The organism is Streptomyces sp. BBFR25, assembly GCF_044590125.1.
Taxonomy (GTDB): domain Bacteria; phylum Actinomycetota; class Actinomycetes; order Streptomycetales; family Streptomycetaceae; genus Streptomyces; species Streptomyces canus_D.
Map to the genome: position 1 here is coordinate 6,004,275 of NZ_CP172447.1, position 15,220 is coordinate 6,019,494.

Here is a 15,220-nt window from a genome sequence, read left to right on the forward strand (position 1 = left end):
GGATGGCCCGATCGGGATCGGGCAACCGGAGCAGCATACAACGGCTGCTCCCGTACAACGAAACTACCACGGCAGCTCAGGGGCCCGTACCGGCCCTCTTCCGGTGGACCGGGTTCCCAAGGTCTACGCTGCCAGCCACGTCCGCAGCTCAGGGAGGCGCAGGTGGCGCAGGTACCGCAGAGGTTCTTCGACGCTCTGGCGGTGCGTACCTGGTGCGGTCTGTCGCTGCGCGCGCTGGGACGGGCGCGCGAGGAGATCGACGCGATCAACGTCTATCCCGTCGCCGACGGGGACACCGGCACGAACCTCTACCTGACCGTCGAGTCCGCCGTCGCCGCCGTGGAGGCCGTCTTCGCGGCCCACGAGGTCGACGAAGGCCCCCGGGCCACGGGCGAGGCGCCCCTGGGCGCGGACACGGGGCCCTCGCTGGCCGACGCGGTGGGCGCCATGGCGCACGGCGCGCTGATCGGGGCGCGGGGCAACTCCGGCACGATCCTCGCGCAGCTGCTGCGCGGCATGGCCCAGGTGCTCACCGCGCGGGGCGACTCCGCCCACACCGAAGGGCCCGGACTGCGGCTGGCCCTGCGGCACGCGGCCGTCTCCGCCCGGCAGGCCGTGGCCCACCCGGTCGAGGGCACCGTCCTGACCGTCGCCTCGGCCGCCGCGGACGCGGCCGACGGTGCCGAGGGCGACTGCGCCGAGGTGGCCCGCGCCGCCTACGAGGGCGCCCGCGCGGCACTCGCCGCCACCCCGGGCCAGCTGCCCGTCCTGGAGCGCGCCGGAGTGGTCGACGCGGGCGGGCACGGACTGGTGACGGTCCTCGCGGCCCTGGTGGAGACGTTCACGGGCCGGGCGCCGGGCCCCCTCGCGCTGCCGCACGCGCGCGTGGAGCACGCCATACGGGAGGAGCACCCCACGCGGGAGGAGCACCCCACGCGGGAGGAGCCCCCCACGCGGGAGGAGCCCCCCACCGACGAGGGCGAGAACGGTCCCGCCTTCGAGGTGATCTACCTGCTGGAGGCCGAGGACGCGGCCGTGGCCCGCCTGCGGCAGCGGCTCGACGCCCTCGGGGACTCGCTCGTCGTGGTCGGCGGCGACGGACTGTGGAACATCCACGTGCACGTCGACGACGCCGGCGCCGCCGTCGAGGCGGGCGTCGAGGCCGGGCGGCCGTACCGGATCCGCATCACCCACTTCGGACACGGCGACGCGCACACCACCAAGGCCGAGCGCCCGCCCCGGGAGCGCACCCAGCGCGCCGTGGTGGCCGTCGTACCGGGGGAGGGGCTGGCGGCGCTGTACGCCGAGGCCGGCGCGACCACCCTCCTCGCCCGCCCCGGGGAGCCGCCCGCGAGCGGCGAGCTGGTCCAGGCCGTCCGGCGGGCGCACGCCCGCGAGGTGGTGCTGCTGCCCAACGACGCCGAACTGCGTCACACCGCGGCCGCGGCGGCCGAGCAGGCCCGCACCGAGGGCATCCGCGTCGCCCTCATCCCGACCCGCTCCGCGGTCCAGGGCATCGCCGCGCTCGCCGTGCACGAGCCCGAGCGCCGCTTCGACGAGGACGTGGTCGCGATGACCTCGGCGGCCGGCGCCACCCGCCACGCCGAGGTCACCGTCGCCGAACGCCAGTCCTGGACCACGGCGGGCATCTGCCAGGCCGGTGACGTGCTCGGCCTAATCGACGGCGACGTGGCCGTGATCGGCGCGGACGTCTCACAGGTCGCCGCCACCGTCCTGGACCGCATGCTGTCGGCCGGCGGCGAGCTGGTCACCCTCGTCCTCGGCGACGAGGCCCCGCAGGACGTCGCCGACCGGCTGGAGGCCCGCGTCCGGGCGGCCTACCTCGCCGTCGACACGGTGGTCTACCGGGGCGGCCGACAGCGCGCCCTGCTGCTGGTCGGCGTGGAGTAGACGCAACGGCGGCAGGCCGGTACGGCGCTCCCCTGGGCCGTTGTCAGTGGCGTGGTGTGCAATGGATCTCGTGCCCGCACTGCAAGAACCCCTGAAGAAGGTGCTCGGCCCCGCCACCGCGAAGGTGATGGCCGAGCACCTCGGCCTGCACACCGTCGGCGACCTCCTCCACCACTACCCGAGGAGATACGAGGAGCGCGGTCAGCTCACCCACCTCGCCGACCTGCCCATGGACGAGCACGTCACCGTGGTCGCCCAGGTCGCCGACGCCCGGCTGCACACCTTCGCCTCCTCGAAGGCCCCGCGCGGCAAGGGGCAGCGCCTCGAAGTGACCATCACGGACGGCAGCGGCCGCCTCCAACTGGTCTTCTTCGGCAACGGCGTGCACAAGCCCCACAAGGAACTCCTGCCGGGCACCCGGGCGATGTTCTCGGGCAAGGTCTCCGTCTTCAACCGCCGCCTGCAACTGGCCCATCCGGCGTACGAGTTGCTGCGCGGCGACTCCGAGGGCGAGGAGTCCGTCGAGTCCTGGGCGGGCGCTCTCATCCCCCTCTACCCCGCCACCGCCAAGCTGGAGTCCTGGAAGCTCGCCAAGGCGATCCAGACGGTGCTGCCCAGCGCCCGGGAAGCCGTCGACCCCCTGCCGGACTCCCTGCGCGCGGGCCGGGGCCTGGTCTCCCTGCCCGAGGCCCTCCTCAAGATCCACCGCCCGCACACCAAGGCCGACATCGAGGACGCCCGGGCCCGTCTGAAGTGGGACGAGGCCTTCGTCCTCCAGGTCGCCCTCGCCCGCCGCCGCCACGCCGAGACCCAACTCCCCGCCGTTCCCAGGAAGCCCCGCCCGGACGGCCTGCTCACCGCCTTCGACGACCGCCTCCCCTTCACCCTCACCGACGGCCAGCAGCGGGTCTCCCGCGAGATCTTCGACGACCTCGCCACCGACCACCCGATGCACCGGCTGCTCCAGGGCGAGGTGGGCAGCGGCAAGACCCTGGTCGCCCTGCGCGCCATGCTCGCCGTCGTCGACGCGGGCGGACAGGCCGTGATGCTGGCGCCCACCGAGGTGCTCGCCCAGCAGCACCACCGGTCGGTCGTCGAGATGATGGGCGAGCTGGCCGAGGGCGGCATGCTGGGCGGCGCCGAGCAGGCCACCAAGGTGGTGCTGCTCACCGGCTCCATGGGCGCCGCCGCCCGCCGGCACGCCCTGCTCGACCTGGCCACCGGCGAGGCGGGCATCGTCATCGGCACCCACGCCCTGATCGAGGACAAGGTCCAGTTCCACGACCTCGGCCTGGTCGTCGTCGACGAGCAGCACCGCTTCGGCGTCGAGCAGCGCGACGCCCTGCGCGGCAAGGGCAAGCAGCCCCCGCACCTGCTCGTCATGACCGCCACGCCCATCCCGCGCACCGTCGCGATGACGGTCTTCGGCGACCTGGAGACCTCCGTCCTGGACCAGCTCCCGGCCGGCCGGTCCCCGATCGCCAGCCATGTCGTCCCGGCCGCCGACAAACCGCACTTCCTCGCCCGCGCCTGGGAGCGGGTCCGCGAGGAGGTCTCGGGCGGCCACCAGGCGTACGTCGTCTGCCCCCGCATCGGCGACGAGGACGACGACCCGAAGAAGAAGGCCGCCCCGCGCACATCGCCGGAGGACGACGCCGAGAAGCGCCCCCCGCTCGCCGTGCTCGACATCGCCGAGCAGCTCGCCAAGGGCCCGCTCCAGGGCCTCAAGGTGGAGGTGCTGCACGGCAGGATGCAGCCCGACGACAAGGACGCGGTGATGCGCCGCTTCGCCGCCGGGGAGACCGACGTCCTGGTCGCCACCACCGTCATCGAGGTCGGCGTGAACGTCCCCAACGCCACCGCGATGGTGATCATGGACGCCGACCGCTTCGGCGTCTCCCAGCTGCACCAGCTGCGCGGCCGGGTCGGCCGCGGTTCCGCTCCCGGCCTGTGCCTGCTGGTCAGCGAGATGCCCGAGGCGAGCGCGGCCCGGCAGCGGCTGAACGCGGTCGCGAGCACCCGCGACGGCTTCGAGCTGTCCCGCATCGACCTCGAACAGCGCCGAGAGGGCGACGTCCTCGGCCAGGCCCAGTCCGGCGCCCGCACCTCCCTGCGCGTCCTCGCCGTCATCGAGGACGAGGAGATCATCGCGGAGGCCAGAGTGGAGGCCGCGGCCGTCGTCGCCGCCGACCCGGAGCTGACCGGTCTGCCGGGGCTGCGCACGGCCCTCGAGGCGCTGCTGGACGAGGACCGGGAGCAGTATCTGGAGAAGGGCTGACAGACTGGCAACGGACACCGTCCGTCCACCCGAGTACACCGACAAGGACGCAGAAATGACCCGCGTGATCGCCGGCAAGGCCGGCGGACGTCGCCTGGCCGTCCCGCCGGGGACCGGCACCCGCCCCACCTCCGACCGCGCGCGCGAGGGCCTGTTCTCCACCTGGCAGTCCCTGCTCGGTGGCCCGCTGGACGGCGAGCGGGTCCTCGACCTGTACGCGGGCTCCGGCGCCGTCGGTCTGGAGGCGCTCTCGCGCGGCGCGGGGCACGTCCTGCTCGTCGAGGCCGACGCCCGTGCCGCCCGCACGGTCCGGGAGAACGTCTCGTCCCTCGGTCTGCCCGGCGCCGAGGTCAGGGCGGGCAAAGCGGAACAGATCATCCGCACCCCGGCCCCGGACGAGCCGTACGACGTCGTGTTCCTGGACCCGCCGTACGCCGTCTCGGACGACGATCTTCGGGAGATCCTGCTCACACTCCGTACGGAGGGGTGGCTCGGGACCGAAGCGCTCGTCACCGTGGAGCGCAGCACCAGGGGCGGCGAATTCCGCTGGCCGCACGGCTTCGAAGCGATCCGGGCCCGTCGCTACGGCGAGGGAACGTTTTGGTACGGTCGCGCCGCCTCTACGTGCGAAGACGCACGATGACCGGACCGGAGAGCGAGGGAACACAAGTGCGCCGTGCCGTCTGTCCCGGGTCGTTCGACCCGATCACCAACGGACACCTCGACATCATCGCCCGGGCCTCCAGCCTCTATGACGAGGTCTACGTCGCCGTGATGATCAACCAGGCGAAGAAGGGCCTGTTCGAGATCGAGGAGCGGATCGACCTCATCCGCCAGGTCACCGCCGAGTACGGGAACGTCCGCGTCGAGTCCTTCCACGGCCTGCTCGTCGACTTCTGCAAGCAGCGCGAGATCCCGGCCATCGTCAAGGGCCTGCGCGCGGTCAGCGACTTCGACTACGAGCTGCAGATGGCCCAGATGAACAACGGCCTCTCCGGAGTGGAGACCCTCTTCATCCCCACCAACCCCACCTACAGCTTCCTGTCGTCCTCCCTGGTCAAGGAGGTCGCGACCTGGGGCGGCGACGTCGCCCACCTGGTGCCGCCGCTGGTCCTCGAAGCGCTCACGGAGCGTCTGCGCGGCCGCTGACCGCCCCGTCGCACAGCCACCGTCGCCGCGCACGGAGACTGACAACCCGTCACCCGGTGTCCCCGGGACACCCCGGGGTCGTACAGTCGTCCCGTCCGTCTCCAACACAGCTGTAGAGAGTGGCGAGCACACGGTGGACGTGCAGAACAAGCTCGACGAGATCACCGCGATGGTCTCCGGCGCCCGCGCCATGCCCATGTCGGCCTCGTGCGTGGTCAACCGCGCCGAACTGCTCTCGATGCTGGAAGAACTGCGCGCGCAGCTGCCCGGTTCCCTCGCCCAGGCGCAGGAGCTGATCGGCGACCGCGAGCAGATGGTCGCGCAGGCCCGCCAGGAGGCCGACCGGATCATCGAGAGCGCGCACGCCGAGCGCGGCTCCCTGATCGCCGACACCGAGGTCGCCCGCCGCTCCCAGGCCGAGGCCGACCGGATCCTCGCCGAGGCCCGCCAGGAGGCCGAGGAGGTGCGCGCCGAGGCCGACGACTACGTCGACTCCAAGCTCGCCAACTTCGAGGTCGTCCTCACCAAGACCCTCGGCTCCGTCGGCCGGGGCCGCGAGAAGCTCCTCGGCACCGGACCCGGCCTCGACGAGAACGGCTACGAGGACGAGGACGCCCCCGAGCGCAGCCACGACCCGGAGACCCTGCGCCGCGACGCCGACGCCTACGTCGACACCAAGCTCGGCGCCTTCGAGGCCGTGCTCGCCAAGACGCTGGACGCGGTCGGCAAGGGCCGCCAGAAGCTGCACGGCCGCATCGCCACCGACGACCTCGGCGCCCTCGCCGACGACATGACCACCGTCCAGCACTCCAGCGACGCCGACTACCTCGCCGACCTCGCGGGCCTCTCCGACGTCCCCGCTCCGGCCGCCGCCGAGCAGCCCGCACAGCCGCAGTACGGCGAGCGGCAGCCCGCAGTCGCCCAGGTGCCGGCGCAGGCCGTGCCCGAGATGCCCGCCCAGGAACCGGCGTACGGCTACGCCCCGCAGCAGCCCGACCCCTACGCGGCCTACCAACAGACCTACGACGCCGGTCAGGACCCGTACGGCTACCAGCAGCAGGGCGCCGACCCGTACGCCTACCAGTACGGCGGCGGGCAGCAGGCGTACGACGGACAGCAGGGCTACGCCCAGCCGCAGCAGCCCCCGCACCCCCCGCAGCAGCCTCCGCACCCCCCGCAGGCCCAGCCGCAGGCGCTCGACGAGACCAGCCTCTTCGACACCAGCATGATCAGCGCCGAGCAGCTGCGCGCGTACGAACAGGGCCGCGGGCTCTAGGGGCAGCGGGGTGCCCCGGGCCGGATTGGGCCGAGAGCGATTGGTCCAGTATCCTGGCTCTTCGGTCGCGTGTACGTCCGCGATCGCCGCTGCCCGGGAACACCGAAGGGCGGCACCCCCAACCCACGAAGACCGAAAGCAGGAATGGTTCTGAACGCGCGCCTCGACCACCGCGACCCCCTCGTGTTCGACACGCACGAGCTGGGACGGCGGCCCGGTGCGCTCCAGCGCCTGACCCGCACGGTCGACGCTCCCAAGGACTTCGGTCTCCAGGGAGTCATCGGAGTGCCGGAAGGCGCCCCCGTGGAACTCGATCTCCGGCTCGAGTCGGTCATGGAAGGGGTGCTCGTCACAGGCACCGCCCGTGCCAGGGCCGAGGGGGAGTGCGTAAGGTGTCTGGAGCCGCTGGAGCAGCAGCTCGAAGCGGACTTCCAGGAGCTGTTCTCGTACCCTGACGCCGACGACCGTGGCCGCCCCGTGGCGGAACCGGGCGACGACGCCGAGGACGACGAGGACAGGTTCTTCGTCGAGGACGGACTGATCGGCCTCGAACCCGTGCTGCGCGACGCGGTGGTGCTCGCACTGCCGATGCAGCCGGTGTGCCAGGAAGACTGCCAGGGTCTGTGCTCCGAGTGCGGAGTGCGCCTGTCGGACGACCCGGACCACCACCACGACGCCGTCGACATCCGTTGGGCGGCATTGCAGGGACTCGCCGGTTCACTCGGAGACGGCGAGAAGGACGAGATGAGCGGCGACGGGGCAGACTCCGCGGACGCCGCCGAGAAGCAGGAGAAGTAGCCGTGGCTGTTCCGAAGCGGAAGATGTCGCGCAGCAACACGCGCCACCGCCGGTCGCAGTGGAAGGCTGCGGTCCCCACCCTGGTTGCGTGCGAGCGCTGCCACGAGCCCAAGCAGCAGCACATCGCGTGCCCGTCTTGCGGCACTTACAACAAGCGCCAGGTCCTCGAGGTCTGAGCGGCTGGTGAGAGGCACTGTGTCAGTCCCCAAGAAGGCGGAAGACGCCAAGGCGGACCCACCCGCCAAGAAGAAGGCGGACACCCAGGCCTCGTCCCACACGCTTCTGGAAGGGCGGCTCGGCTATCAGCTCGAGTCCGCCCTTCTGGTGCGTGCACTGACCCACCGTTCCTACGCGTACGAGAACGGCGGTCTGCCGACGAACGAGCGGCTGGAGTTCCTCGGGGACTCCGTGCTCGGCCTCGTCGTCACGGACACGCTGTACCGCACCCACCCCGACCTGCCCGAAGGCCAGCTGGCCAAGTTGCGGGCCGCGGTGGTCAACTCGCGTGCGCTGGCTCAGGTGGGCCGCGGGCTCGAACTCGGCTCCTTCATCCGGCTCGGCCGCGGTGAAGAGGGCACGGGCGGCCGGGACAAGGCGTCCATCCTCGCCGACACCCTCGAAGCGGTGATCGGCGCGGTCTATCTCGACCAGGGCCTCGACGCGGCCTCCGAACTGGTGCACCGCCTGTTCGACCCGCTGATCGAGAAGTCCTCGAACCTCGGTGCCGGCCTGGACTGGAAGACCAGCCTCCAGGAGCTGACCGCGACCGAAGGGCTCGGCGTCCCCGAGTACCTGGTCACGGAGACCGGCCCCGACCACGAGAAGACCTTCACTGCTGCCGCCCGCGTCGGAGGCGTCTCGTACGGCACCGGCACCGGCCGCAGCAAGAAGGAGGCGGAGCAGCAGGCCGCGGAATCCGCGTGGCGGTCCATCCGGGCCGCGGCGGACGAGCGCGCCAAGGCGACGGCCAACGCCGTCGACGCGAACCCCGACGAGGCGTCCGCCTCCGCCTGACCGGCAACACAGCAGCAAGCGCACCCGAGCGCCCGGCCCTCCAGGAGGGGCGGGCGCTCGGCCCGTACGGTGAGCCGTACCAGGGAGGAGCTGGATGATGTCAGGGGATGTGGCACAGGTGGTGGGGGAGATCGCTCCCTACGTCACCGCGGCCGCGGGCGCGTACGGAGTCGCCGTGCTGGCCCGGACCCAGGAGGAGGCGGCCACCGCGACCGTCGCCCTGGGGCGGCGGCTGGCGCAGCGGATCTTCGGCGTCCGCGCGGAGGGCGAGGAACTGCCCGAGGCGCTGGCCGACGTCGCGGAGGAACCACACGACCCGGACACGGTGGCCGCTCTGCGCAGGGCCATCCGCAAGGCACTTCTCGCGGACGAGGAACTTGCCGCGGACGTCCGCGCCCTGCTCGGCCAGGCGCCCGGCACCGTACGCGCCGGTGACGGATCGCCGGTCGTCGTCGGCAGTGTCATCGGCGGTGACAGCATCCAGATCGGATACGTCGGCGGCGACGCCCACATCGGGTCCACCGACCGCGACTGACCTGGAGGCACGGGTGGTACCGGCGGGGGACAGCAACAGGGTGGAGGGCTCGGCCATCGGCCGGGACAGCTTCCAGGTCGGGCAGATCCACGGCCCGGTCACCGTGTACGCCGGAGGCGCAGACCGCAGGACGGCACCCGAGGTGCCACTCCTGCGGGTACGGGACGCCGATCCGCTGCGACTCGGCGTGCACCGGCCGATCCGGGTGCCGGGCACAGACACTCCCGCCCTGCCGGCGTACGTCCCACGAGACCTCGACACCCGGGACGGCGACGGACTGCGTCCGCTGATCGCGGCGGCTGCCGAACGCGGCGGCTTCGTCCTGCTCGTGGGTGGTTCCTCGGTGGGGAAAACCCGTTCGCTGTACGAGGCGATCCGCGACGCGGTGCCCGACTGGGGGCTGGTGCAACCGGTGGACGCCGGTGAGCTCCAGCGTCTTGCCGCTCGGCGGAAGGTGGTGGTCTGGCTCGACGAGCTGCAGAACCACCTCGCCGACGACAGGGGCCTGACAGCGGCGACCGTCCGTGCACTGCTGGCCCCCGAGGTGCTGATCGTCGGCACCCTGTGGCCCCACTACTACGACGCGTGGAGCGTGCCGCACACCTCGAAGGAGGAGGACGACCGCCACTGCGTCGAGCGTGACCTGCTCAAACTCGCGGACGTCGTGCATGTCGGCTCGAGTTTCTCGGCCGCCGAGAGGGAGCGGGCGGCCGTCCGCTCCCTGACCGACGAGCGGCTGCGGGTCGCGCTCACGTCCGAGGACTTCGGCCTGACGCAGGTCATCGCCGGGGCTCCCCAGCTCGTCCATCGGTGGGAGCACGCCGGGCCCTACGAGCGGGCGCTGATGACCGCAGCCGTGGACGCCACCCTGCTCGGAGCACAGTCACCGATCCCGGAGAGCCTTCTGCGCTCCGCCGTGCCCGGCTACTGCGGCCCAGCCGAACGGGCAGGCGCCCCGGGGGACTGGTTCGAGGCCGCGCTGGCGTACGCCACTCAGCCCCTGCTCGGCGCGACCGCGGCCCTCGTCCCCGTGAGCGTCGGCCGAGTCATGGGCCGGCCCGATGGCTACCGGGTGGCCGATTACCTGGTCCAGCACACCGGCACGGTCCGAGGCGCGATGCCGCCGCCCGAGACGTTCTGGGAGGCGTGCGCCGAGCATCTGACGGATACCGCCGACCTTTCCCGGATCGGTAACGCCGCCGCTGCGCGCCTGCGTTACACGGCAGCCGTACCACTGCTGCGCAAGGCGGTCGATGCGGGTTCGGCCTCGGCGATGCACGACCTGGGTGAGCTGTACCGGAGGATGCGGGACGAGGAGGCCGCGCAGGAGATGGCCGACCGGCTGTCGGCGTCCGACGACCCGCAGGCGGACCTCTACCAGGTGCTCCTGGCCGGCTGGGACTTCGAGGAGATCGCCGACCTGGCGGAAGCGGGCAACGAGTACGCCGTCAGCCACATCATCGAGTACGGCGACCCGCGCTGGGCCATGCAGGTGCTGCTCGACCGGATTGAGCCCGACGACCTCGGAGCCTGGCGCCGGATGGCCGAACTGCTGCGCGACGAGGGCGAGGAGGAGCGTGCGGCCGACATCCTGGACATGGTCTTCCGCCGGGACGACGAGCCGGACGACGACCTGCTGATGTGCTACGCCGAAAGCCTCAAGCACACCGGCCGTGAAGAGCGGCTGCGCGAACTCACGGCCGAGGGATACTTCTGGCCCGCCCACTACCTGGCCGACCTCCTGCACGAGCGGGACGAGAAGGACGAGGCCCTGGACGTCCTGCGGGAGCTGGCCGGACAGGGGCACATGGACCTGGACGACCTCCTCGCCACTTTCCTGGCTGAAGGAGGACACCTCGACGAACTGCTGGAACGGGCGGCGGACGGTGACTGCCGCTCCGCCGTCAAGGCGGCCTGGATGCTGCACGAGCGCGGCCGTACCGAGCAGGCCGCAGCCGTGCTGATCCCGTACGCCGACGACGGCGAGGTGTACGCGGCGTCCTGCCTCGCCAGGTTGCAGCAGCTCACCGAGAGCATCGACGACCTGCGCGCACGCGCCGCGGACGGAGACGAGCACGCCGCCGACGCCGTTGTCCGGCACCTGCTGGCCGAAGGCCGGTGCGAGGAGGCGGTCACCGCCGCCACCGCGTACGGTCGGCTGTCCTGGAGGCACCGGGAGATCCTCGAGTGCCTGGAAAGGCACGGAGCGGTCGACCTGGCCGTGTCGATGCTGGAGGCGCTGGAAAGATCCGGGGACGCCCACTGCACCTACGGGTTGGCGAAGCTGCTCAGGAAGCACGGCCGGGAGGACGCGCTCCGAGCCTGTGTCGATCGCGGCGATCCGGGTGCCGACCGGGAGCTGCGCCAGTTGTTGCGGGAGCAGGGCAGGAGCGCTGAGGCTGACGCATTGCTCAGGCACGGCCTCACCGCCGACGGCAGGACGGTCGGGCAGGTTCCGGGCTGACTGCCCGCGCTAGGCTTCCGCGAAACGTCTGTCAGAGGAGCGTTGTGCCCGAATTGCCCGAGGTAGAGATCGTCCGGCGCGGCCTGGAGCGCTGGGCCGCCCATCGCACTGTCGCCGACGCCGAGGTGCTGCACCCGCGCGCGGTACGCCGGCACCTCGCCGGGCCCGACGACTTCGCCCACCGCCTGGCGGGCCACCACGTCGGCACACCCAGCCGCCGCGGCAAATACCTGTGGCTGCCCCTGGAGGACACCGACCAGGCGATCCTCGCCCACCTCGGCATGAGCGGCCAGCTCCTGGTCCAGCCGCACGAGACACCCGCCGAGAAGCACCTGCGCATCCGCGTCCGCTTCGCCGACGCCCTCGGCACCGAACTCCGCTTCGTCGACCAGCGCACCTTCGGCGGCCTCTCCCTGCACGAGACCACCCCCGAGGGACTGCCCGACGTCATCGCGCACATCGCCCGCGACCCGCTGGACCCCCTCTTCGACGCCGAGGCGTTCCACCTCGCCCTGCGCCGCAAGCGCACCACGATCAAACGGGCCCTGCTCGACCAGTCCCTGATCAGCGGCGTCGGCAACATCTACGCGGACGAGGCGCTGTGGCGCGCCCGCCTGCACTACGAACGCCCCACGGCGACCCTCACCCGCCCCCGCACCACCGAACTCCTCGGCCACGTCCGGGACGTCATGAACGCGGCCCTCGCCGTGGGCGGCACCAGCTTCGACAGCCTGTACGTCAACGTCAACGGAGAGTCCGGCTACTTCGAACGCTCGCTCGACGCGTACGGCCGCGAGGGCCTGCCCTGCCGCCGCTGCGCCACACCGATGCGCCGCCGTCCGTGGATGAACCGCTCCAGCTACTTCTGCCCGAAGTGCCAGCGGGCGCCGAGGGTCACGCCGTAGGCGTCCGCCGCGCGTCGTACCGCTCGCGCGACGCCAGCACCTCGTCCATCCGCCCCTCGACGCACTCGATGAGCGCGAGCAGCCGCCCGGCCACCTCGCGCCCGAGCGGCGTCAGCTCGTAGTCCACCCGAGGCGGGTTGGTCGGCTGCGCCTCACGGTGCACCAGCCCGTCGCGCTCCAGGGCGTGCAGGGTCTGCGCCAGCATCTTCTCGCTGACACCGTCCACCCGGCGCCGCAACTCGTTGAACCGGAAGGAACCCGTGTACAACGCGCCGAGCGTCAGCGCGCCCCAGCGCCCCGTGACGTGCTCCAGGGTGCCGCGCGAGGGACAGGCCCGGGAGAACACGTCGTACGGCAGATCCTGCTCCGCCGTGCGCTCCTGCGTGGTCGACATGCGTCCAGCGTACGTGAGCACAGCGCTGCACCGCAGGTCGCGCTGAGGGGGGAACAGCGCGAGGTCCGTGCGGTTGCTCAGTACCCGAAGTCCTGTGTCCACCAGGGGCCGCCGGAGCCGAAGTGGACGCCGACTCCCAGGGTCTTGAAGTCGCAGTTCAGGATGTTGGCCCGGTGGGCGGGGCTGTTCATCCAGGCGTCCATCACGGCCTGGGCGTCGGCCTGGCCGCGGGCTATGTTCTCGCCGCCGAGACCGGATATGCCCGCTGCCGCCGCACGGTCCCAGGGGGTCGCGCCACCGGGGTCGGTGTGGTCGAAGAAGCCCTGGGTCGCCATGGCCCGGCTGAAGTCCTCGGCCAGTTCGCGCAGGGCGCTGTTCGCGGCCACCGGGCTGCAGCCCACCTTGGCGCGTTCGTCGTTGACCAGCTTGAGCACCTGCGCCTCGGCGACGGCCTCCTCGGAGACGGCGGCGGGCGCGCCGGGCTTCGTGGGCTCCTGGGTGGCCGGGCGCGAGGGGGCGGGCTCGGGCTTCGTGCTGGGAGTCGTCCTCGGGTTCTTGCTCTTCGACGGTGTCCCGGCCGGGGCGGCGGGCTTCGAGGCGGAGGGGGAGGCCGAGGACGGCGGGGAGGACTGGGGGTCCTCCGCGGACTTCCCCTTCCCCTTCTCCTTCGACGGGGAGGACTGGGAGGGCGAGGAGGCGCGGTCGGTGCCGCGGCTCGTGGCGTCGTCGCCCCGACCGGTGTCGGCACTGCCCGAGGTGCCGCCCTGCTGCGACGGACTGTTCGTCGGGACGTCCTGGGCGTGCACCCGGTCACCACCGCCGCTGCCGCCGCCGATCCGGTAGTTGTCGAGGCCGGGCACCACGCCCGTGGCCACCGCCACCGTGCCGATGGCGACCGCGGCGGAGACGCCGAGCAGACCGGCGCGGACCGGAGTGGCCGCCCTCTTCCGGCGGCGCCGACGCCCTCCGCCGGGCGTGGCGGCGCCGTCGGGCGCGTATCCGTCCCTGGGGAAGGCGACCGTGCGGCCGGCCTCGGGGCCCTCGCCGTCCGGGCCGTCCGCGAACAGGTAGGCGTCGCTCTTGGCGCGGGCCTCGGCGTAGGCCTCGGGGTTCAGATAGGGGGCGATGCCCATCGTGGGGGCCTCGTCCGCGTCCGGGGAGAGCGGGTCGCGGCGCCGTCCCGCCGTACCGTCCGGCTGGTGGCCTTCCGCGGCGCGGCCGGCGGCGGAGCGTCGGTGGCGTCCCATGTCCTGGCCTTCCTCGTCCTCGTCCTCGCGCCGGGCGTGCCCTCGCGGTCGGTTGTGCTCAAGATCAACACGAAACTCACACGTTCGAGTGAGTTTCAGGTGAGTTTCATTGGGTCGGGACGGTACCGCATGGCGCCAGGGGGTGAAGTGTCCCGCGAGACATTGACTGGTTAGGTTGCAGTCATGAGCGAGGATGTACGGCTGGTCGCGTGGGTGCGCGGACAGGTCCAGGGCGTGGGTTTCCGCTGGTTCACGCGGGCCAGGGCACTGGAGCTCGGCGGGATGAGTGGTTTTGCTCTCAATTTGGGCGACGGCCGCGTCCAGGTCGTCGCGGAGGGCCCGCGCGAGCGCTGCGAGGGTCTGCTCGAATGGCTGCGCGGTGACGACACGCCCGGACGCGTGGACGGAGTCACCGAGATCTGGGACACACCCCGCGGGGGCTACGACGGCTTCGCCATCCGCTGACGGCCCGCCGCGCGAGGTCCCGCGGGTGCCGGGAACGACCCTCCCCGCAGGGGTGGCCCGGGTGAAAACGGGCAGGTGGTTGCCAAGGGCGGCCGCTCGTGGCAGGCTCCGCACGCAGAATGATCGCCACGCCCCGAGGGGCCCGCAGGAGTCGCAGCGTCGCCGTTCCCCGGCCGCATGCCCCCGGGCGCCCGCCAATACGGGGCGTGATCGTGTTGACCGTCAAACTTTTTGGTGAGACGCTGAAAGCCCCGCGCACCTTAGCTGTTTGGCATGGTTGAACGGCAGTAAAAACTCCATAGTGCCAAGCACCGCGGGTGCGAATCCCCTACGACCCACACCGCTTCGGTCGGTCACTCATTGTGGAGGACCATCCATCATGGCAAAGGCGCTTCTCGGTTACGTCGGCGGCTCCGACCCTCGACTCCTCGCCGAGATGCGACGGCTCCAGCAGCGCGTCCAGGACCTGGAATCCGAGCTCGGACGAATCCAGGCGGAGAACGACGCGCTGGCGGCTGCCGCTTCTCACGACAGGATCATGGAGAGCATGGAGAGCGTTGACGCACACCAGGCGGAGCCTGCGCTCACCTGATCACTCCATCGCTCCACCACGGCACAGCAGTGGTTGGGCCGGCCCGTACAACCGCTCAGGTGTCAGAGTCTGAGTCTGCAAGGGACGCTTCGGCGTCCCTTCTTTCTTTCCCGCCCCCGTCCCGCCCGCCGAGTCCGTCCCCGCGCAACCTTTCACCCTCTTCAACGTCTGATGTGCCCTGCACGTTCACTG

The 15,220-nt window shown here is 71.9% G+C and carries 15 protein-coding genes; 13 read left to right on the forward strand and 2 right to left on the reverse strand.

Annotated features, from left to right (window positions below; genetic code table 11):
• The first annotated feature begins 162 nt into the window (after window positions 1-162).
• The 11 genes from ACGH52_RS27550 (at window position 163) to mutM (ending at window position 12,330) form a co-directional block, all read left to right on the forward strand.
• Window positions 163-1,911: a DAK2 domain-containing protein gene (locus tag ACGH52_RS27550; RefSeq protein WP_399943171.1), complete on the forward strand. Its 1,749-nt coding sequence runs from the start codon at window positions 163-165 to the stop codon at window positions 1,909-1,911.
• 61 nt (window positions 1,912-1,972) lie between these two features.
• Window positions 1,973-4,189 (forward strand): ATP-dependent DNA helicase RecG, encoded by a 2,217-nt coding sequence (recG, locus tag ACGH52_RS27555; protein WP_399943174.1) that lies wholly within the window; start codon window positions 1,973-1,975, stop codon window positions 4,187-4,189.
• A gap of 55 nt (window positions 4,190-4,244) precedes the next feature.
• Window positions 4,245-4,832, forward strand: a complete 588-nt coding sequence (gene rsmD, locus ACGH52_RS27560; RefSeq protein ID WP_059300786.1) for a 16S rRNA (guanine(966)-N(2))-methyltransferase RsmD — start codon at window positions 4,245-4,247, stop codon at window positions 4,830-4,832.
• Window positions 4,833-4,858: 26 nt separating this feature from the next.
• Window positions 4,859-5,338 (forward strand): pantetheine-phosphate adenylyltransferase, encoded by a 480-nt coding sequence (gene coaD / locus ACGH52_RS27565; protein WP_076976499.1) that lies wholly within the window; start codon window positions 4,859-4,861, stop codon window positions 5,336-5,338.
• A gap of 133 nt (window positions 5,339-5,471) precedes the next feature.
• Entirely contained in the window at window positions 5,472-6,614 is a 1,143-nt protein-coding gene (locus tag ACGH52_RS27570; RefSeq protein ID WP_210974438.1) for a cell division initiation protein, read from the forward strand.
• A gap of 144 nt (window positions 6,615-6,758) precedes the next feature.
• Window positions 6,759-7,412 (forward strand): DUF177 domain-containing protein, encoded by a 654-nt coding sequence (locus ACGH52_RS27575; protein ID WP_059300789.1) that lies wholly within the window; start codon window positions 6,759-6,761, stop codon window positions 7,410-7,412.
• Window positions 7,413-7,414: 2 nt separating this feature from the next.
• Complete coding sequence (gene rpmF / locus ACGH52_RS27580) at window positions 7,415-7,588, forward strand: 50S ribosomal protein L32 (protein WP_003951102.1); 174 nt, start codon at window positions 7,415-7,417, stop codon at window positions 7,586-7,588.
• 7 nt (window positions 7,589-7,595) lie between these two features.
• Window positions 7,596-8,426, forward strand: coding sequence for a ribonuclease III (gene rnc, locus ACGH52_RS27585; protein WP_193777418.1), 831 nt, complete (start codon window positions 7,596-7,598; stop codon window positions 8,424-8,426).
• 94 nt (window positions 8,427-8,520) lie between these two features.
• Window positions 8,521-8,961 carry a hypothetical protein gene (locus ACGH52_RS27590; RefSeq protein WP_238696608.1) on the forward strand — a complete coding sequence of 147 codons (441 nt, stop codon included), beginning with the start codon at window positions 8,521-8,523 and terminating at the stop codon, window positions 8,959-8,961.
• A 13-nt stretch (window positions 8,962-8,974) separates the two neighbouring features.
• Window positions 8,975-11,425, forward strand: coding sequence for a hypothetical protein (locus tag ACGH52_RS27595; RefSeq protein WP_399943179.1), 2,451 nt, complete (start codon window positions 8,975-8,977; stop codon window positions 11,423-11,425).
• A 44-nt stretch (window positions 11,426-11,469) separates the two neighbouring features.
• A complete protein-coding gene (gene mutM, locus ACGH52_RS27600; protein WP_059300791.1) occupies window positions 11,470-12,330 on the forward strand; it encodes a bifunctional DNA-formamidopyrimidine glycosylase/DNA-(apurinic or apyrimidinic site) lyase in 861 nt (286 codons plus the stop codon).
• On the opposite strand, the gene ACGH52_RS27605 is transcribed toward mutM, so the two are convergent.
• Both ACGH52_RS27605 and ACGH52_RS27610 read right to left on the reverse strand, forming a co-directional pair.
• A complete protein-coding gene (locus ACGH52_RS27605; protein WP_059300792.1) occupies window positions 12,320-12,724 on the reverse strand; it encodes a helix-turn-helix domain-containing protein in 405 nt (134 codons plus the stop codon). The genes mutM and ACGH52_RS27605 overlap by 11 nt on opposite strands.
• A 77-nt stretch (window positions 12,725-12,801) precedes the next feature.
• Complete coding sequence (locus ACGH52_RS27610) at window positions 12,802-13,971, reverse strand: CAP domain-containing protein (RefSeq protein ID WP_399943183.1); 1,170 nt, start codon at window positions 13,969-13,971, stop codon at window positions 12,802-12,804.
• A 183-nt stretch (window positions 13,972-14,154) separates the two neighbouring features.
• On the opposite strand from ACGH52_RS27610, the gene ACGH52_RS27615 reads away from it, so the two are divergent.
• Together ACGH52_RS27615 and ACGH52_RS27620 are read left to right on the forward strand one after the other, a co-directional pair.
• Window positions 14,155-14,436: an acylphosphatase gene (locus ACGH52_RS27615; protein WP_076976505.1), complete on the forward strand. Its 282-nt coding sequence runs from the start codon at window positions 14,155-14,157 to the stop codon at window positions 14,434-14,436.
• A gap of 379 nt (window positions 14,437-14,815) precedes the next feature.
• Window positions 14,816-15,028, forward strand: coding sequence for a hypothetical protein (locus tag ACGH52_RS27620; protein ID WP_003973418.1), 213 nt, complete (start codon window positions 14,816-14,818; stop codon window positions 15,026-15,028).
• Window positions 15,029-15,220 lie beyond the last annotated feature (192 nt).

Coding starts and splice junctions, on each gene's coding strand:
- ACGH52_RS27615 (WP_076976505.1), top strand. CDS start 14,155: ATGAGCGAGGATGTACGGCTGGTCGCGTGGGTGCGCGGACAGGTCCAG.
- ACGH52_RS27590 (WP_238696608.1), top strand. CDS start 8,521: ATGATGTCAGGGGATGTGGCACAGGTGGTGGGGGAGATCGCTCCCTAC.
- ACGH52_RS27620 (WP_003973418.1), top strand. CDS start 14,816: ATGGCAAAGGCGCTTCTCGGTTACGTCGGCGGCTCCGACCCTCGACTC.
- ACGH52_RS27575 (WP_059300789.1), top strand. CDS start 6,759: ATGGTTCTGAACGCGCGCCTCGACCACCGCGACCCCCTCGTGTTCGAC.
- ACGH52_RS27605 (WP_059300792.1), bottom strand. CDS start 12,724: ATGTCGACCACGCAGGAGCGCACGGCGGAGCAGGATCTGCCGTACGAC.
- rsmD (WP_059300786.1), top strand. CDS start 4,245: ATGACCCGCGTGATCGCCGGCAAGGCCGGCGGACGTCGCCTGGCCGTC.
- recG (WP_399943174.1), top strand. CDS start 1,973: ATGGATCTCGTGCCCGCACTGCAAGAACCCCTGAAGAAGGTGCTCGGC.
- ACGH52_RS27610 (WP_399943183.1), bottom strand. CDS start 13,971: ATGGGACGCCACCGACGCTCCGCCGCCGGCCGCGCCGCGGAAGGCCAC.